This is a genomic window from Streptomyces rubellomurinus (assembly GCF_000961885.1).
Taxonomy (GTDB): domain Bacteria; phylum Actinomycetota; class Actinomycetes; order Streptomycetales; family Streptomycetaceae; genus Kitasatospora; species Kitasatospora rubellomurina.
On sequence record NZ_JZKH01000028.1, the window covers coordinates 31,164 to 48,198 of the forward strand.

Sequence of the window (17,035 nt, forward strand, 5' to 3'; positions counted from 1 at the left end):
TCCTACTCGTGCCGGAGGGCGTCGATCGGCCGCAGCGAGGCGGCCCGGTTGGCGGGGTAGCTGCCGAAGAACAGCCCGATGGCGACGGCGATCCCGAACGCACCGAGCACCGATTCGGGGATCACCACCGGCTTGATGCCGACGATGCTGAAGTGCGAGCCGGCGATCCCGGCCGCCACGCCCAACCCCGCGCCGATCACCGACAGCAGCGTCGACTCGGTGAGGAACTGCCCGAGGATCACCGCCCGGGGCGCACCCAGCGCCTTGCGGATGCCGATCTCACGCGTCCGCTCCGTCACCGTCACCAGCATGATGTTGGTGATCCCGATCCCGCCGACCAGCAGCGAGATCGCCGCGACCGCGCCCAGCAGCACGGTGAACGTCTTCGTCGTGCTCTCCCGGGCCGTCAGCAGCGACGCCTGGTTGGTGATCCGGAAGTCCGCCTTGGCCGGGTCGGCGATCGCGTGCGTCCCGAGCAGCACCCGGGTGATCTCGGACTGCGCGGCCGTCGTCGTGTCCGCCGACGAGGCCTGCACCAGGATCTGGTTGACCGCCCCGAAGCCGGTGAACGCGTTCTGCACGGTCGGCAGCGGCGCGATCACCACGTCGTCGGGGTCGGTGAACCCGCTGCCGCCCTTGGCCTGGAGCACGCCCACCACCGTGAACGGAGTCCCGCCGAGCACGATCTTCTTCCCGACCGGGTCCTCGGCGTCGAACAGCTGCTTGGCCGTCGTCGCGCCGAGCACCGCGACCTTGCGCGAGCCGAGCACGTCGTCGTCCGTGAAGTAGTCGCCGTGCGCGACCTTCTGGTTGGCGGTCTCGAAGTACGCCGGGTACGTCCCGACGACCGACCCCGGGCTGTACGAGATGTTCCCGTACAGCGCCGTCGTGCTCGTCGTCACCACGGGCGCCACCGACCGGATCGCCGCCGAGTCGCCGTCGCTCGCCAGCGCCTTCGCATCGGCCACGGTCAGCTTCTTCACCGAGCCCGAGGCCACCGAACGCGCGCCGCCGAAGGCCGAACCAGTGCTGACCGTCAGCGAGTTGGTCCCGAGCGAGGTGATCGACTCCTTCACCGCCTGGGACGAGCCGTTGCCCACCGCCAGCAGCAGGATCACCGAGGCCACACCGATCAGCACCCCCAGCATGGTGAGCGCCGAGCGCACCTTGTTGGCGATCAGGCCGCCGGCCGCGAAGCGGAGCGTCTGCCAGAGGATCACGCCATCACCCCCGCCGGGGACAGGACGGGCGGGGGCCCGTCCACCGGCGCCTGCCGGACGTCGCTCACGATCTGCCCGTCGACCAGCCGCAGCACCCGCTTGGCGTGCCGCGCGACCTCGTCCTCGTGGGTGATCAGCACGACCGTACGGCCGGTGGCGTTGAGCCCGTCGATCAGGGCCAGCACCTCCTCCGTGGAGCGGCTGTCCAGGTTCCCGGTCGGTTCGTCGGCGAGCAGCAGCGCAGGCGCCGTGACCAGCGCGCGGGCCACCGCGACGCGCTGCTGCTGGCCGCCGGAGAGCTGGTTGGGCTTGTGCCCGGCCCGCTCGCCGAGCCCGACCAGCGACAGCGCGGCCATCGCCCGCCGCCGGCGCTCGGCGGCGCGCACGCCCGCGTAGGCGAGCGGCAGCTCGACCTGGGCGAGGGCGGTGGTGCGGGGCACCAGGTTGAAGGACTGGAAGACGAAGCCGATCTTGCGGTTGCGGACCAGCGAGAGCTGCTGCTCGTCGAGGTGGCCGACGTCGATGCCGTCCAGCAGGTAGCGGCCGGAGGTCGGGACGTCCAGGCAGCCGAGGATGTTCATCAGGGTGGACTTGCCGGAGCCCGAACTGCCCATCACCGCGACGTAGTCGCCCTGTTCGATGTCCAGGCTGACGCCCTCCGGCTCGTCGGTCCCGGGCCGGGACGGGCCGCGCAGGGCGTGCACGGTGGCGTCGCCGTGCCCGTACGACTTGGTGAGCCGGCTGATCCGGATCACCGGCACGGGGTGCGCGGGGACGCGCTTGTCGATGACGTGACGCATGCTCAGCCCTTGCCGCCCCGGCCGGAGCCACCGGCGCCGCCACCGCCGGAGCCGCCGGAGCCGCCCGGGATGCCCACGGCACCGCCGCTGCCGCCCCGACCGCCCTGGCCGCCACCGAAGCCCGGGAAGGAGGCGTTCGGGAAGCCGTTGCCGCCGCTGGTGCTGGGGAGTTCGACCTTGTCGCCCTCCTTGAGCCCGGAGACGACCTGCACGGTGCTGTCGCCCTCGACGCCGACCCCGACGGTGACCCGCTCGGTGCTGCCGTCCGGGTGGACCACGGTCGCGGTCCGGCTGGCGCCCGTCCCGGACAGCGCCGAGGTCGGCAGCGAGAGCGCGTTGTCCGCCTCGCCGGTGATCACCTGGACGGTCGCGCTGAGGCCGGTGCGCAGCGTGCCGGTGTCGCCGCCGATCTGCAGCGTGGCCGCGTACTGGACGGCGGAGCCGCCCGCCGCGCCGCCGCCCGAGCCGCCGGACGGCAGCGAACTGACGGACAGGACGGTCGCGTTGAGCTTGGTGTCGGACTGCGCGTTCAGGGTGACGGAGGCCGCCTCGCCCTTCTTCAGCTTGAGCGAGTCCAGTTCGGAGAAGTTGGCGGCGACCTGCATCCCGGTCGGGTTGGTCAGCACGATGAAGCCGCTGGGCGAGCCGGAAACCGCGCTCGCACCGGCCGACTTGGACGAGGAGGACGACGCGGCCGAGGAGCCGGAGCCGGTGGCCCCGACCGTGTCCCCGACCTTCGCCGAGACCGAGGCGACCGTGCCGTCCGCGGTCGCGGTCAGGGTGGTGCCGGCCAGCGCGTTCTGGGCGTTGGTGAGGTTGGTCTGCGCGGTGGCGACCTGCTGCTGGGCCTGCGCGACGGCCGCGTCGTCGACCTTGGTGGTGGTGATGGTGGTGGTCTGCGGGGCGGGCGCGCTGCTCCCGCCCGCACCGCGACCGCCCCCGCCCGCGGCCGCACCCGAGGGTGCCGGCGACGCGGCGGAGGCCTGGGGCAGCGGCTCGGTGGTCGTCGTGGTGACCCCGGCCTGCGCCTTGGTGAGGTTGGCGTTGGCCGTGGTGAGGGCCGCCTGGGCGGCGTCCACCTGCTGCTGGGCCGCCGTGGTGTCGACGGTCGCCAGCACCTGCCCCTTCTTGACCGCGTCACCCACCGCGACCTTGACGGCCGTGAGCCGACCGCCGGTGGCGAAGTCCTGGGCCGCGTCGCTGGGCGAGACCAGGGTGCCGGTTCCGGAGACGGTGGCCAGGACCGTCCCCTTGGAGACGGTCGCGGTCCGGGGCGCGGACTTGGCCGCGGCCGTCCCACCGCTGCCGTTGACCGCCGTGTACGCGAGGACGGCGCCGCCCAGCAGGGCCACGCCGAGCGCGGAGTTGACGAGGACGGCGCCTCGCCGCCGTGGGAGCACCTTCATGGCGGACAGCTTCGCCGGGTGCTCTTGCACGGTCCTGGGCGCCGGCTGGGAGAAGTCTGACCGACAGGATCCGGGCATTCCGCCCGAACCACCTCCGTCGCGCGGGCGCCTTGGCCGGGGCCTGGGCAGCCCTTGGCCGAACTCCCAGGCTCCTCCCAGCGATCCCCGCCCATCCGGGAGCACATCCTCATCCGCCCGCCGTCAGAAGCCCGGCCCCGGCCCGCCCGAACACGCCGCAGGGGCGCACCCCCAACGGAGCGCGCCCCTGCGGAACGGAAAGCAGCCAGCAGGCCTCAGCCGCTGATCTCCTTGCGGAACGCCTCCGCCACCGACAGGAAGATCGAGTTGCCCTCGGCCTCCCCGATCGACACCCGCACGCCCTCCGGGAACGGCCGGACGATCACGCCGGCCTCGCCGCACCGCGCCGCGAAGTCCGCCGAGCGCTCGCCGAGCCCGAGCCACACGAAGTTGGCCTGCGAGTCCGGGATCTCCCAGCCCTGCGCCCGCAGCCCGGCGACGACCCGGCCGCGCTCCTCGACCAGCGCCTCGACGCGCTCCAGCAGCGCCTCCTCGCTGCGCAGCGAGGCGACGGCGGCGTTCTGCGCGAGCTGGGTGACGCCGAACGGCACCGCGGTCTTGCGCAGCGCGGCGGCCACCGGCTCGTGCGCGACGGCGAAGCCGACCCGCAGGCCCGCGAGGCCGTACGCCTTCGAGAAGGTGCGCAGCACGCACACGTTCGGACGGTCCCGGTACAGGTCGATGCCGTTGGGCACCTCGGCGTCCCGGATGAACTCGATGTACGCCTCGTCGATGACGACCAGGACGTCGCCGGGGACGGCGTCCAGGAAGCGCTCCAGCTCGGCGCGGTGGATCACGTTGCCGGTCGGGTTGTTGGGGTTGCAGACGAAGACCAGCCGGGTCTTCTCGTTGATCGCCGCGAGCATCGCGTCGAGGTCGTGGTCGCCCCCGGCCGTCAGCGGCACCATGACCGGCGTCGCGCCGGCGACCTGGGTGATGATCGGGTAGGCCTCGAAGGAGCGCCAGGCGAAGATCACCTCGTCGCCCGGGCCGGCGGTGGCGAGGATGAGCGACTGCGCGACGCCGACCGAGCCGGTGCCGGTGGCGATGTGCTCGACGGGCACGCCGAAGCGCTCGGACAGCACCCGCGCCAGCTCGCTCACGCCCATGTCGGGGTAGCGGTTGAAGGAGCCGGCCGCCGCGACGGCCGCCTCGAGCACGCCGGGGAGCGGCTCGTACGGGTTCTCGTTCGAGGACAGCTTGTAGGCGTCGGCGCCGGCGGGCTTGCCGGGCTTGTAGGTGGGGATGCCGTCGAGGGTCGGCCGCAGCCGCGGGCCCTGCGCTGACGTACCACTGCTCACGGTCGTACTCCTTCGTGTCTCTCCGGTCGCGTCATTCGTTCCGCCCGCCGTGGCACGGTCGGGGTCGCCGCTGTGCCGCGGGCTCCGGAACGCGCTCCGGACCACCCCGGTCGGGTGCTTTGCACGATACCGACCGCCCTCACCCGTAGGAGTGAGATGCCCGGTCGGCTTACAGGTGCAGATCAGCCATTCTGCCCGGTTCCTTCGGCACATGTCAGAGGTAAGAGCCCTGGTTGTGGGCGGGTATCGAAGGGGCGCACCCCGGCTCACTAGCGGAGAAACGTATCTTCGAGTGCCCCCGATGCGCCGGTCACAGACCCTTGTCAGGAGCCATACGATCGGTCCGCCATGACAGCAGCAGCCAACCAGAGCGGTCGGCGTCCCACCACCTCACGGCGTCTGGAGCGGGCCGGCATCCGGGATGTGGCAGCAGCCGCCGGAGTGTCGATCACCACCGTCTCCGATGCGCTGAACGGAAAGGGCCGCCTGCCCGACGAGACCCGCAGCCGGGTGCGCGAGGTCGCCGAGCGCCTCGGCTACCGCCCCTCGGCGGCCGCCCGCACCCTGCGCACCGGGCGGTCCGGCCTGATCGGGCTGACCGTCACGACCTACGGCGAAGAGCCCTTCACCTTCACCGAGTTCGCGTACTTCGCCGAGATGGCCCGGGCCGCCACCAGCGCCGCCCTGGGCCGCGGCTACGCGCTGGTGGTGCTGCCCGCCTCCTCCCGGCACGACGTCTGGGGCAACATCGCCCTGGACGGCACGGTCGTGATCGACCCGCCCGACCAGGACCCGCTGGTCAGCGAGCTGTACCGGTCCGGCGTCCCGGTGGTGAGCGACGGCAAGCCGGGCAACTGCCCGGTCACCGCCTGGGTCGACAACGACCACGAGGCCGCCGTGCTCGGCATCCTGGACCACCTCTCCGAGGCCGGCGCCCGCCGGATCGGCCTGCTCACCGGCACCAGCACCGACACCTACACCCGGCTCTCCACCGAGGCCTACCTCGGCTGGTGCGCCAAGGTCGGCCAGGAGCCGGTGTACGAGGCGTACCCGGCGCACGACCCGGCCGCGGGCGCCGTCGCCGCCGACCGGCTGCTCGCCCGCCCCGACCGGCCGGACGCCGTCTACGGCCTGTTCGACCCCAACGGCACCGACCTGCTGGCCGCCGCCCGCCGCTACGGCCTGCGGGTGCCGGACGACCTGCTGCTGGTCTGCTGCAGCGAGAGCGACGTCTACGCGGCCACCGAACCGCCGATCACCACGCTCTCGTTGAAGCCGCGCCGGATCGGCACCACCGTCGTCAACCTGCTCATCGACGCGATCGAGGGCGTCGACTCGGGCACCGGCGTGGACATCGCCCGGCTCTTCCCGCCGCGCTTCCGCACCGCCGGGACCGGCCCGCCGCCGGGCACCCTGATGCCCACCGAACTGATCGTCCGCGCGTCCTCCCAGCGCCGGAGTCCGCGCACCACCGTCAGCCCTCCCCGGCCCCCCGGCGAGGTCTAGACCATAACGAGTCGGGACAAAACGGACCTAGCGGGACGCCCGGCTGACGCTCCGGAGGATTGGATACCCACCAGGTGACGACGCCGGGAGAGTGGTCTTCCTATGATGGGCGAATGACACCCGAGGACCGCTTCCCCGGGCCTGAACACCCCGCCTCAGGCCCCCGCCACCAGCCGGACCTCGATGTGCTGCCGTACGGCACCTACTACGAGCCGGACCACGCCGCCGGCCACGCGTACGACGCCCAGGGCGGTCCGGGCGGTCCGGGCGGGGCCGGCGCTCCCGGCACGTACGAGTCGTACGACGCGGAGACCTACAGCGGCTACGGCGGCGCCCGCTACCTCGAACAGCACTGGCCCGCCGACGGGCACGGCCAGGGCCACACCGTCCACGCCCAGTCGCACGCCGTCGCCTTCTCCGACCACGGGCAGCACCGCGGCTACGACGAGGGGTACGACGAGGGCTACGAGCCCACCCTCCCGGACCAGCCCTCCCCCGCCCTCCAGCTCCCCGCCGAGCAGCCCGAACACCCCGCCCCGGCCGAGCACCCCGGCCCGGCCGAGCACCCGGGGACGGCCGAGCACTCCGGCCCGACCGACCGCGACGACCCGCCGACCATCGAGCTCGGCCCGCCGCTGCAGGACCCCGCCGCGCCCACCTACCCGTACCCGGCCCCCGGCCCCGACGAGCCCCCGGGCCCGGTGTACGTCGTCGGCGACGTCCACGGCTACCTGGAGGAGCTCCGCGCCGAGCTGCGCCACCAGGGCATCATCGACGCGGACGGCCACTGGTCCGCCGGCCGCGCCCGGCTCTGGTTCCTCGGCGACTTCACCGACCGCGGCCCGGACGGCATCGGCGTCATCGACCTCGTCATGCAGCTCGCCGCCGAGGCCGCCGCCGCCGGCGGCTACTGCCGCGCCCTGATGGGCAACCACGAGCTCCTCTTCCTGGGCGCCGCCAAGTACGGCGACGAGCCGGTGCAGTCCACCGCCGGCACCGCCTCCTTCCTCGCCGCCTGGCGGCTCAACGGCGGCCAGCAGAACGACCTCGACCGCCTGGAGGCGCACCACATCAGCTGGCTGTCCCGGCTGCCGGCCATCGCGCTGGAGGACGACCACCTGCTGCTGCACTCCGACACCACCGCGTACCTGGAGTACGGCGAGTCCATCCCGGACGTCAACGACGCCGTGCACACCCTGCTGCTGGACAGCGGCGTCGACGAGTGGTGGGACTGCTTCCGCCGCTTCACCAAGCGCTTCGCCTTCCGCGGCGACGCCGGGCCGATGGCCGTCCACGAGCTCCTCGGCACCTACGGCGGCAGCCGGATCGTGCACGGGCACAGCCCCATCCCGTACCTCACCGGCGCGGTGCACAACGACGACGGGCAGCCGCCGCACATCCCCGGGCCGTACGTGTACGCGGACGACCTGGCCGTCGCCATGGACGGCGGCGTCACCATGGAGGGGCGCCTGCTGATCGCCCGACTCCCCGTCAACTGACTTCCACTCTCGAACGGTTGTTCCCGGCGCCCGGGCCGCCGCACGCGCGCGGCCCGGGGCGCGAAATTCCGGAAACCGACTGTCAGCCCGGCCACGGCCGCCCCTACCATGAGGCACGTCACACCCGGCCCGCCCGTCCAGGGCCCGCCTCCGTGCCCGCACCGGCGCCCCGGGGCCCCCGCGCCTCCCGACGCCGGCCGGGGTCTGCCCGAACGGGGTCCCCATGTCCAACCCCCCGCCACTGCTCGCCGAGGACCGCCCCGACTACGAGCGCCTGCTCGGCGAAGCCCTGCGCGACCGCACCGTCCTCACCGCCCTGCGCGCCCCCGGCGCCCTCACCACCGCCCAGCTCCGCGTCCTCGCCCTGCGCGACGCCGACCGGATAGCCGCCGCGGCGGCCACCGAGTACGCCCACTACACCGCGCTGCGCGACAGCCTGCACCACACGCCCCCGCCGGAGGCCGGCACCGAGCCCACCGCCCCCGGCCTGCTCGCCCAGCTGCGCACCGGAGGCGGCGGCGCCGGGCTGTTCCCCGTCCTCACCGTGCTCACCCCGATCCTCGCCTGGGCCGCCGGCATCGCCCTGCTGCTGCTCGGCTGCCTGCTGCGCGCCGCCGACTCCACGCTCGCCCTCGGCCGCTCCCTCGCCACCGCCGGCTGGGTCGCCCTCGCCGCGGGCGTCGCCGCGATGGCGGTGGGCGTCACCGGGCTGGTGCTCACCGCCCTGCGCGACGGCGCCACCGCCCCGGCCGGCACCGACCGCGAGCTCGTCGCCGAACTGGCGGACGCCCGCCGGGAATGGCGCACCGCGCTGCGCGACCGCGGCCTGCTCCCGTACCTGCACGCCGCCCTGCCGGCCGTCCCCGGCGGACCGGGCGGCGACGGCGCGGACGGCGGGGGCGACGCGGACGCCCGGCCGACGCCGCACTTCAGCAGCCCCGGGTACGAATCGCCGTCCTTCACCGGCCCGGACGCGACCGGGCGGGACTTCACCGGGCCGGACTTCACCGGCCCGAGCTTCACCGGCCCGTCCTACACCAGCCCGGACTTCACCGGGCCCGACGAGGTCGGTTGAATCTCCTCCCCGGCATCAAGATCTCTCCACAGATCGGATTAAATGTGCGGTAGCCATGGGGGGCCGCCGAAGGGTCGCGTCCCGACCTTTCCACGGAGGCCACATGACGGGCACAACCGCACGCCCCGAAAGCACCGAGAGCGAGCCGATACCGCTACCACCGCTCGCCAGACCGGCGGTCCGGATCGCGCTCGCCGTCGGCATCGGAGCGGTCGCGCTGCTCGTGCGGTACCTCATGCTGCACTGGCAGTCGCTGGACTTCGGGTACTTCCTGCACCGCTGGTACCGGACCATCGAGCACAAGGGCGGCTTCCGCGCCCTCAAGGACACCGGCTTCGCGGACTACAACGTCCCCTACCTGTACCTGCTGGCCGCGCTCACCTACCTCCCGGGATCGGCGCTCGTCGGGATCAAGGCGATCTCCATCGCCTTCGACCTGCTCCAGGCCTTCTTCGTGTTCCGGATCGTCGCGCTGCGCTACCCCCGCCGCGACGCCTGGCAGCCGTTCGCGGCCGCGCTGCTCTCCCTGCTGCTGCCGACCGTCGCGGTGAACAGCGGATGGTGGGCCCAGGCCGACGCGATCTACACCTCCTTCGTGCTGGGCGCCGTCTACTTCGTGCTCACCCGCCACCCGTGGTGGGCCTGCACGATGCTCGGCCTCGCCCTCGCGTTCAAGCTCCAGACCGTCTTCGTCTTCCCGTTCCTGCTGGTCATGCTCGTCACCCGGCGCGTGCTGTGGCGCAGCCTGCTCGCCGTCCCGGCGGTCTTCCTGGCCCTGGACGTCCCCGCGTTCCTGGTCGGCGCCGACCCCGGCAAGCTGCTCACCGTCTACACCCGGCAGGCCGACTCGTACGCGCAGAAGCTCGCGCTCGACGCGCCCTCGGTGTACCAGTTCGTCAAGACGCCGGCCGACCCGCACCAGGTCGAGGCGATGCGCGGCACCGGCGTCCTGATCGCCGGCGCTGTGGTGTGCGCCCTGATGGCACTGGCCCTGTTCTCCCGCACCGGGCGGCGGGCCCTGCGCAGCGGCGCCGCCCGGCCCACCCTCACCCAGAACCAGGTCCTGCTGACCGCCCTCTCCTCGGCGATCACGGTGCCGTTCCTGCTGCCGGCCATGCACGACCGCTACTTCTACCTCGCGGACGTGCTCAGCCTGGTCGCGGCCTTCTACCTGCCGCGCCGGCTCTGGTTCGTCCCGATCCTGGTGCAGACCGCGTCCTTCGCCAGCTACCTGCCGTTCCTGCGGCCGAAGACGTACGCGTCGATGCTGGCCGAGGAGTACCAGTGGTCCACGCCCGTGTGGCAGCTGGTGGCCGCCTCGATGGGCGTCGCCGCCGTCGCCGTCCTGGTCGTGACCGCCCTGGAGTACCGCCACCGGAGCACCGGCCAGGGCCCCTTGGGCCCGGTCCGCTCCTCCGACGACGCGCCGCGCGAGCCGGAACCGCAGCTGCTGTCCTCCTGAGCCCCGGCTCAGGGCGTCGTCCGGGCCGCGGCGGCCGCCTCCGCCGCGGCCCGGACGAACTCCCGCACCCGCGCCGTCCCGTTGCCCGGCAGCCAGACCGGGCCGCGCTCGATCGGCGGCGCGTCGTGGATCGGCACGTACGCGACGTCCGGGCGCGGGTAGTAGCGGCGGGAGTGCTCGCCGACCGGGAGCACGCCCCGGCCCAGCGCCACCAGGCTGAGCATCTCGGAGAACGTCCGCCCGGCCGGGCCCTTCGGCACCGGCCGGCCGGACGGGGTGCGGTCCGGGGTGCGGTCGCGCTTGAAGCCGACCGAGGTCTGCGCCGGGTACTGCACCACGGGGTGGTCGGCCAGCACCTCCAGCGACACCGACTCCCGCCCGGCCAGCGGGTGGTCCGCCGCCACCGCCAGCACCCGCCGCTCGGTGAGCAGCACCGGCCCGCACTCCATCCCGCCGAAGGGGTACGAGGCGATCAAAACGTCCACCGTGCCGTCCAGCAGGCTCGCCCGGGAGTCGGTCAGCTGCACCTCGCGCACGTCCACCCGGCAGTCCGGGTGCCGCGCGCCGAACAGCGCCACCGCGCGCAGCAGCACCGGCGCGGTCTGCTCGCCGAGGAACGCCACCCGCAGCCCGCCCGACACTCCCCGGCTGGCGTCCACCGCCCGGCGCACCGCCGCCTCCATCGCGGCCACCACCGGCGTCAGGTCCTCCACCAGCCGCGCCCCCACCGGCGTGAGCCGCACCGAGCGGCTGGTGCGCTCGAACAGCGGCCCGCCGATCCGGCGTTCCAGTTGCTTCACCAGCTGGCTGACCCGCCCGGTGGTCAGGTGCAGCCGCTCGGCCGTCCGGCCGAAGTGCAACTCCTCGGCCAGGGCCAGGAAGACCTCGATCTCCAACCGTTCCAGCATCCGCCGCCCCCTCGACCGTTGAATCCAGCTCAACGATCGTACGGTGATCCACCGTTGAAGCCCGCCCCGGGACGGAGCATCGTGGAACCCGTCACCGCACCGCCCCCTCACCCGTGGAGCCGGCCACCATGCGCGTCATCGCCCTCGACCACCTCGTCCTCAACGTCGCCGACATCGAGCGGTCCCTGGACTTCTACACCGGCCTGCTCGGCCTGGAGCCCGTCCGGGTCGACGAGTGGCGGGCCGGCCAGGTCTCCTTCCCCTCCGTCCGGGTCAACGCCGGCACCATCATCGACCTGTTCCACCGCCCCCGGCACGAGTCCAACGTCGACCACATCTGCCTCACCGTCGAACCCCTCGACTGGCAGGAGGTCGTCGACTCCGGCGTCTTCACCGTCCTCGACGGCCCCGGCCCCCGCTACGGCGCCCGCGGCACCGCCACCTCCCTGTACGTCCAGGACCCGGACGGCAACACCGTCGAACTCCGCTGGTACCCCCAGGACGTGCCGAGCGCCTGAGGTACTACAGCTCGGGCAGCCGCGCCCCCGGCTCAGAAGCCGGTCGGGCGGCGGGGTGTGTAGCCGGCCTCCAGGGCCCCGGTCTCGTCGGCGTCGAGGCGGACGGCGAGGGCGGCGGCCGCGTCGTCCAGGTGGGCGGGCCGCGTCGCGCCGATGACGGGGGCGGCGACGGTCGGGTTGCCGAGCACCCAGGCCAGGGCCACCCGTGCCATCGGCAGGCCGCGCCGGGCCGCGACCCGCTGGACGGCGTCGACGATCGGACGGTCGACGCCCTCGAAGAAGCGCCGCCCGACCGGATCGCTCGCCGAGCGCTCGGTGCCCTGCCCGTACGGACGGGCCAGGCGCCCCGAGGCGAGCGGGCACCAGGGCAGGCTGGCGACGCCCTGGTCCGCGAGCAGCGGGAACATCTCCCGCTCGTCCTCGCGCTGCACCAGGCTGTACTGGTTCTGCATCGACACGAAGCCCGGCCCGCCCAGCCGCCGCGCGACGTCCTGCAGCTTCGCGAACTGCCACGCCCACATGGAGGAGGCGCCGAGGTGGCGGACCTTCCCCGCCGCCACCGCCTCCTGCAGGGCCGCCACCGTCTCCTCCACCGGAGTGCCCGGGTCGAACCGGTGGATCTGGTAGAGGTCGATGTAGTCGGTGCCGAGGCGCCGCAGCGAGGCGTCCACCTGGTCGAGCACCGCCCGCCGGGACAGCCCCGAGCCGCCCGGGCCGTCGTGCATCGGGAGGCCGACCTTGGTGGCGACGACCACGTCCTCGCGCCGGGTGTACCTCCGGACGGCCCGGCCGACGATCTCCTCCGAGGTGCCGCCGCCGTACACGTTGGCGGTGTCCCACAGCGTGATGCCCAGCTCGACGGCCCTGCGGAACAGCGGCGCCGCGGCCTCCTCGCCGAGGGACCAGGGGTTGTGCCCGTGCGCCGGGTCGCCGAACCCCATGCAGCCGAGCGCGATCCGGCTGACCGTCAGGTCCGTGCCGCCGAGCTTCCCGTACTCCATCGTCGCCGCCCTCACGCCGGGTACGGCGCGACGGCCTTGGCGTTCTTCAAGGCACCAGCCCACCAGAAGAGTTGGTCCAGCAGGGTCGTGGCGTAGCCGGCCGCCGCGGGGTCCAGCGGGCTGCCGTCCTGCCAGGCGGTGAAGTAGTTCGGGAAGGCCAGGCCGTCCCGGATGGTCACCGCGTGCAGCTCGGTCAGCACGTTCTCCAGGTGCAGCACCGCGTGCCGGCCGCCGGCCGCGCCGCCGTAGCTGACGAAGGCCACCGGCTTGGCCGTCCACTGGGTGAAGTGCCAGTCGATGGCGGCCTTCAGCGAGGCCGGGTAGCTGTGGTTGTACTCGGGGGTGACGATCAGGAAGGCGTCCGCGCCCTCCAGGGCCTCGGTCAGCCGCGCCATCCCGGCCGGGCGGGGGTAGCCGTCGCCCGCGAACTTCGGCGAGGACGCCGGCAGGGCCAGCGGCAGCTCCACCTCCGCGAGGTCGACCACCTCCACCTCGAACCCGCCGTGGGCGGTGGCCTGTTCGGCCACCCACGAGGACACCACCGGGCCGAACCGGCCGTCCCGGACGCTTCCGACGATGATCACCAGCTTGTGCGTGTCGTGCTCCGTGTTCTCCATGGCCACCACTCTTCGCCCGGCCCGCCGCCGCAACCAGGCCGCGCTCAGGCTGGCCCCCGCAGGGCCAGGCTGAGCTCCGCCGCGCGCCGTACGCTGCTGCCCATGGGGACACCACTGGGGGACTTCGTCCGGGCCAAGCGCGACAGCATCCAGCCGGAGGCGCTGGGCCTGCCCGACCACGGCCGCCGCCGCTCGCCCGGCCTGCGGCGCTCCGACCTCGCCGCCCGGGCCGGCATCAGCGTCGAGTACCTGACCCGCATCGAGCAGGGCCGCGACCGCAACCCCTCGACGCCGATCGTCAACGCCCTCGCGGACGCCCTCAGTCTCGCCCCCGCCGAACGCACCCACCTGCGCTACCTCGCCAAGATCACCGGCGGCGAGTGCGCCGGCCGCACCCGGCCCGCACCCCCGCGCCGCGACGTCCGCCCGACCGTCCTCGCGACGCTGCGCCTGCTCGAACCCGGCATCGCCGCCGTCACCAACCGGCTCGGCGACGTCCTCGCCCGCACCAGCGGCTACGAACTCACCCTCGGCGCCGCCGGTCTGCTCGACACCGACGCCCCGAACCTGACCCGCTACGTCTTCACCGACCCGGCCGCCCGGACGCTCTTCCCCGACTGGGACGACGTCGCCGACGAGCAGGCCTTCGACCTCTGGCTCGGCCCGTCCGTCGAGAACTCCGAGTGGCTCACCACCGAGCTCGCCCCCGTCGCCGGCCCCGACTTCACCGCCCGCCTCAACCGGCACACCGTCCCGCGCCGCGGCGTCCTGCGCCTCGACCACCCCTCGGGCGACCGGCTCAGGCTCCACCGCGAGACCATGGAACTCGCCGCCGAAGCCCAGCAGTTGACCGTCTACCTGCCGGCCGACGAGGCGACCGAGCAGGCCCTCGACCGGCTCCGCCACCCCGCCCCGCAGCGGCTGCGCGCCATCTCCTGACGCCCCCACGCGAACCGCGGCGGCCGAGGCGGCCGGGACAGCCTTGGGCAGGCCGGTAGTCCGGGCAGCAGCGGACGGAAACACGTGAATTCCCGATATCCCCGGCCCGGGAACGCCGGAGCGCCGCCCCGATCGCCTCGGGGCGGCGCTCCGTCATCGGACCGTCAGTCGGCCAGCGGCAGGTAGACGCGGTTGCCCTGCGCGGCGAACTCCTCCGACTTGGCCTGCATGCCGGCCAGCGCCTCGGCGTCGAAGTCGGTGGTGACGGCGGTGGAGCCGTCGCCGTGCTCGTCGCGGATCTTCTGGGAGATCTTCATCGAGCAGAACTTCTGTCTGAAGCCTGCATATGTGGCTGCCCACGCGCGTTTCCTCCATCGATCGGTGCGCCGCATCGACCGCCAGCTACATGTCCACGGACCCAAGTTGTCACTGACCGCGCGGGTCGAGACGTTGTGCCTGGTGCTCCAGGGCATCGGCATGTACCGGCCGCTCGCCGCGCACCTACGGTGACAGGGACCTGGGGCTGGGCCCTCCGGTGGGCGCGCACCACGGCCCTCCAACTCCATTGGTCCAGAACAGCCTTGGCAGAGAGCCTCTCCCGGCCATAAGTGACCCGACCTGCCTGCCACACTCGGAACCATCACCGTGCTCGTCGGAAGCTGACTAGAGTGAGTGCGGTCCGCCTCGGCCTCGACTGAAGCTCTCAGTCAAGACGAGGCCTCCAACAACCGAACCAGCCGTCTCTCTGGCGAATGGAACTCATCGATGGCAGCTACCACCGCCCAGCATGGACTGGCCCGGATCGAGAGCCTGCGGGTGCGCAACTACCGCGTCCTCCGCGACTTGGAGCTGTCGGAGATCACTCCTCTAACTGTATTCGCTGGGCCAAACGGCAGTGGAAAGTCCACCCTATTTGATGTATTCGCTTTTCTGGCGGAATGCTTCGATGACGGGCTCCGTCGCGCGTGGGACCGCCGTGGACGTGGGCGGGAAATTAGGTCACGCGGCTCATCGGGGGCCGTCGAGTTCGAAATCAAGTATCGCGAGCCAGGTCTGACGCCGATCACTTATCACCTTGCGATCGAAGATGGGGCTAAAGGTCCCGTGGTTGCATCGGAGTCGCTGAAGTGGCGCCGAGGAAAGCAGTATGGGAAGCCGTACACGTTTCTTGACTTCAAGTACGGCGAGGGGACAGTCATCGCCGGCGAGACCCCGGAAGAACAAGACAGGCGAGTCCCGGAAAGATTGACTTCCCCAGACCTTCTCGCGGTTAGCACCCTGGGTCAGCTGGCCGCACACCCTCGTGTCAATGCTCTCCGGCGATTCATTACGGGGTGGTACCTCTCATACATCTCCGCTGATGATGCACGCGGCACCCCTGAGTCGGGACCCCAAGAGCGACTTTCGAGGACCGGTGACAATCTTCCCAATGTGATGCAATACCTGGATGAGCAACATCCGGAACGCCTCAAGGAGATTCTCCGAATCCTCGCTGCCCGCGTGCCTCAGCTGCAGGAAGTAAAAACGCGCCCGCTGGATGACGGCAGGCTTCTTCTGCAGGTGAAAGACGCGCCATTTGCCGATCCCGTGCAGTCGCGATGGGCATCTGACGGTACATTGAAGATGCTTTCCTATCTGATTGCGCTGTATGATCCGGAGCCACCTAGCCTAATCGGAATCGAAGAGCCCGAGAATCATCTGCACCCTCGACTCCTGGTGGAGCTGGCTGAAGAATGCCGGGCCGCCGCTGAGCGGGGCCAGGTATTCGTTTCTACCCACTCGCCATTTCTTGTAAATGGCATTAGGCCGAATGAGCTTCGAGTTCTCTATCGCGATCAAACCGGATACACGAAGGCGTTTCGCGCTTCGGACAGCCAGGCCATTCGCTCCCACGTCGACTCTGGGGCACTGCTTGGCGATCTCTGGATGGAAGGGTACTTCAACCACGGAGACCCGTTGAGTCCCGAGTCGGCTCGGTGAGGGGTCGATGCTGGAAATTCTTCTCGAAGAGCCGAGCGCAGAGGCTCTGATTCAGAAGCTCGCCCCAATTATTGCTCCGGGCGTGCAGCAGGGTAGGGATTACGAGCTTCGCGTATTCCAGGGAAAAGATGACTTGCTCCGAAAGCTTCCGCAGCGCCTTTCCGGATACGGGAGCTGGGCGGCGGCTGGAAATATCAGATTTCTGATTCTCGTTGATCGTGACGATGATGACTGCTTGGCGCTGAAGAGTCGGCTGAACGAGATGGTCAGCAAGGTGGACGGTCTGAGTATGCTCGTCGGTGCAGAGCCGGCTGCGGGAGGGCACGTTAAGGTCAGGATTGCTTGCGAGGAGATCGAGGCCTGGATGCTCGGAGATCCAGATGCCCTCCGTGCTGCCTATCCAAGACTACCGAAGGCCTTCGAGAAGAAATCGCAATATCGAGAGCCTGATTCGATTAAGGGTGGCACCTGGGAGAGGCTCGAAAAACTTCTTCAGGATTACGGATACTTCCCCGGCGGGCTACGGAAGATGGAGCTTGCTCGGGCAGTTGGACCGCTCATGCAGCCAGACATCAATGGGTCATCCAGCTTTCGACAATTCTGCGATGCATTCAGATTGCTTATCTAAATGCATGGCCTGTCGGTTGCCAGTCAGTCTTGTAGGCCATCATTGGGCAGAGGCCGTTCTCCTTGACGGATGTCCATCCGAGGGTTCGTTCCCGCTT

General features: G+C 71.5%; 16 protein-coding genes. 8 read left to right on the forward strand and 8 right to left on the reverse strand.

Translation table 11 applies throughout. From position 1 onward, the window contains the following. Positions 1–2: 2 nt before the first annotated feature. The 4 genes from VM95_RS15705 to hisC form a co-directional block, all read right to left on the reverse strand. Complete coding sequence (locus VM95_RS15705; protein WP_045696975.1) at positions 3–1,220, reverse strand: ABC transporter permease; 1,218 nt, start codon at positions 1,218–1,220, stop codon at positions 3–5. Then, a complete protein-coding gene (locus tag VM95_RS15710) occupies positions 1,217–2,020 on the reverse strand; it encodes an ABC transporter ATP-binding protein (RefSeq protein WP_045696977.1) in 804 nt (267 codons plus the stop codon). Before VM95_RS15710 ends, VM95_RS15705 begins: the two co-directional genes overlap by 4 nt. 2 nt (positions 2,021–2,022) lie before the next feature. Further along, positions 2,023–3,426, reverse strand: coding sequence for an efflux RND transporter periplasmic adaptor subunit (locus tag VM95_RS15715; RefSeq protein ID WP_045696979.1), 1,404 nt, complete (start codon positions 3,424–3,426; stop codon positions 2,023–2,025). A gap of 293 nt (positions 3,427–3,719) precedes the next feature. Continuing rightward, entirely contained in the window at positions 3,720–4,805 is a 1,086-nt protein-coding gene (gene hisC / locus VM95_RS15720; protein WP_045696981.1) for a histidinol-phosphate transaminase, read from the reverse strand. A 348-nt stretch (positions 4,806–5,153) separates the two neighbouring features. Here hisC and VM95_RS15725 point away from each other — a divergent pair, with 348 nt between their 5' ends. From VM95_RS15725 to VM95_RS15740, 4 genes are all read left to right on the forward strand, one after another. After that, positions 5,154–6,311 carry a LacI family DNA-binding transcriptional regulator gene (locus VM95_RS15725; protein ID WP_078859964.1) on the forward strand — a complete coding sequence of 386 codons (1,158 nt, stop codon included), beginning with the start codon at positions 5,154–5,156 and terminating at the stop codon, positions 6,309–6,311. Positions 6,312–6,424: 113 nt separating this feature from the next. After that, on the forward strand, positions 6,425–7,810 hold the full coding sequence (locus VM95_RS45200; protein ID WP_279616831.1) for a metallophosphoesterase: 1,386 nt from the start codon (positions 6,425–6,427) through the stop codon (positions 7,808–7,810). 223 nt (positions 7,811–8,033) lie between these two features. Beyond that, positions 8,034–8,885, forward strand: coding sequence for a hypothetical protein (locus VM95_RS42595; protein WP_045696985.1), 852 nt, complete (start codon positions 8,034–8,036; stop codon positions 8,883–8,885). A 103-nt stretch (positions 8,886–8,988) separates the two neighbouring features. Beyond that, positions 8,989–10,347: a DUF2029 domain-containing protein gene (locus VM95_RS15740; protein ID WP_052707390.1), complete on the forward strand. Its 1,359-nt coding sequence runs from the start codon at positions 8,989–8,991 to the stop codon at positions 10,345–10,347. Positions 10,348–10,355: 8 nt separating this feature from the next. Here the strand turns inward: VM95_RS15740 and VM95_RS15745 are convergent, their stop codons facing one another. Beyond that, positions 10,356–11,255 carry a LysR family transcriptional regulator gene (locus VM95_RS15745; protein ID WP_045696987.1) on the reverse strand — a complete coding sequence of 300 codons (900 nt, stop codon included), beginning with the start codon at positions 11,253–11,255 and terminating at the stop codon, positions 10,356–10,358. A gap of 128 nt (positions 11,256–11,383) precedes the next feature. Between VM95_RS15745 and VM95_RS15750 the strand changes: the two genes are divergently transcribed. Beyond that, positions 11,384–11,773 (forward strand): VOC family protein, encoded by a 390-nt coding sequence (locus VM95_RS15750; RefSeq protein ID WP_045697076.1) that lies wholly within the window; start codon positions 11,384–11,386, stop codon positions 11,771–11,773. A gap of 32 nt (positions 11,774–11,805) precedes the next feature. On the opposite strand, the gene VM95_RS15755 is transcribed toward VM95_RS15750, so the two are convergent. Further along, positions 11,806–12,774 (reverse strand): aldo/keto reductase, encoded by a 969-nt coding sequence (locus VM95_RS15755; protein ID WP_045696989.1) that lies wholly within the window; start codon positions 12,772–12,774, stop codon positions 11,806–11,808. Positions 12,775–12,785: 11 nt separating this feature from the next. Then, on the reverse strand, positions 12,786–13,391 hold the full coding sequence (locus tag VM95_RS15760) for an NADPH-dependent FMN reductase (protein ID WP_045696991.1): 606 nt from the start codon (positions 13,389–13,391) through the stop codon (positions 12,786–12,788). 102 nt (positions 13,392–13,493) lie between these two features. Here VM95_RS15760 and VM95_RS15765 point away from each other — a divergent pair, with 102 nt between their 5' ends. Next, complete coding sequence (locus VM95_RS15765) at positions 13,494–14,330, forward strand: helix-turn-helix domain-containing protein (protein WP_045696993.1); 837 nt, start codon at positions 13,494–13,496, stop codon at positions 14,328–14,330. A 164-nt stretch (positions 14,331–14,494) separates the two neighbouring features. On the opposite strand, the gene VM95_RS15770 is transcribed toward VM95_RS15765, so the two are convergent. Continuing rightward, positions 14,495–14,647 (reverse strand): hypothetical protein, encoded by a 153-nt coding sequence (locus VM95_RS15770; RefSeq protein ID WP_045696995.1) that lies wholly within the window; start codon positions 14,645–14,647, stop codon positions 14,495–14,497. A gap of 448 nt (positions 14,648–15,095) precedes the next feature. On the opposite strand from VM95_RS15770, the gene VM95_RS40360 reads away from it, so the two are divergent. Further along, on the forward strand, positions 15,096–16,310 hold the full coding sequence (locus VM95_RS40360; protein WP_078859966.1) for an AAA family ATPase: 1,215 nt from the start codon (positions 15,096–15,098) through the stop codon (positions 16,308–16,310). 7 nt (positions 16,311–16,317) lie between these two features. Next, positions 16,318–16,938, forward strand: a complete 621-nt coding sequence (locus VM95_RS40365; RefSeq protein ID WP_078859967.1) for a DUF4276 family protein — start codon at positions 16,318–16,320, stop codon at positions 16,936–16,938. The last annotated feature ends 97 nt before the right edge of the window (positions 16,939–17,035 follow it).

Excerpts from the sequence above, each read along its gene's own strand:
- VM95_RS15710 (WP_045696977.1), bottom strand. The coding sequence starts at position 2,020 with ATGCGTCACGTCATCGACAAGCGCGTCCCCGCGCACCCCGTGCCGGTG.
- VM95_RS15715 (WP_045696979.1), bottom strand. The coding sequence starts at position 3,426 with ATGAAGGTGCTCCCACGGCGGCGAGGCGCCGTCCTCGTCAACTCCGCG.
- VM95_RS15725 (WP_078859964.1), top strand. The coding sequence starts at position 5,154 with ATGACAGCAGCAGCCAACCAGAGCGGTCGGCGTCCCACCACCTCACGG.
- VM95_RS45200 (WP_279616831.1), top strand. The coding sequence starts at position 6,425 with ATGACACCCGAGGACCGCTTCCCCGGGCCTGAACACCCCGCCTCAGGC.
- VM95_RS42595 (WP_045696985.1), top strand. The coding sequence starts at position 8,034 with ATGTCCAACCCCCCGCCACTGCTCGCCGAGGACCGCCCCGACTACGAG.
- VM95_RS15740 (WP_052707390.1), top strand. The coding sequence starts at position 8,989 with ATGACGGGCACAACCGCACGCCCCGAAAGCACCGAGAGCGAGCCGATA.
- VM95_RS15745 (WP_045696987.1), bottom strand. The coding sequence starts at position 11,255 with ATGCTGGAACGGTTGGAGATCGAGGTCTTCCTGGCCCTGGCCGAGGAG.
- VM95_RS15750 (WP_045697076.1), top strand. The coding sequence starts at position 11,384 with ATGCGCGTCATCGCCCTCGACCACCTCGTCCTCAACGTCGCCGACATC.
- VM95_RS15755 (WP_045696989.1), bottom strand. The coding sequence starts at position 12,774 with ATGGAGTACGGGAAGCTCGGCGGCACGGACCTGACGGTCAGCCGGATC.
- VM95_RS15760 (WP_045696991.1), bottom strand. The coding sequence starts at position 13,391 with ATGGAGAACACGGAGCACGACACGCACAAGCTGGTGATCATCGTCGGA.
- VM95_RS15765 (WP_045696993.1), top strand. The coding sequence starts at position 13,494 with ATGGGGACACCACTGGGGGACTTCGTCCGGGCCAAGCGCGACAGCATC.
- VM95_RS15770 (WP_045696995.1), bottom strand. The coding sequence starts at position 14,647 with ATGAAGATCTCCCAGAAGATCCGCGACGAGCACGGCGACGGCTCCACC.
- VM95_RS40360 (WP_078859966.1), top strand. The coding sequence starts at position 15,096 with ATGGCAGCTACCACCGCCCAGCATGGACTGGCCCGGATCGAGAGCCTG.
- VM95_RS40365 (WP_078859967.1), top strand. The coding sequence starts at position 16,318 with ATGCTGGAAATTCTTCTCGAAGAGCCGAGCGCAGAGGCTCTGATTCAG.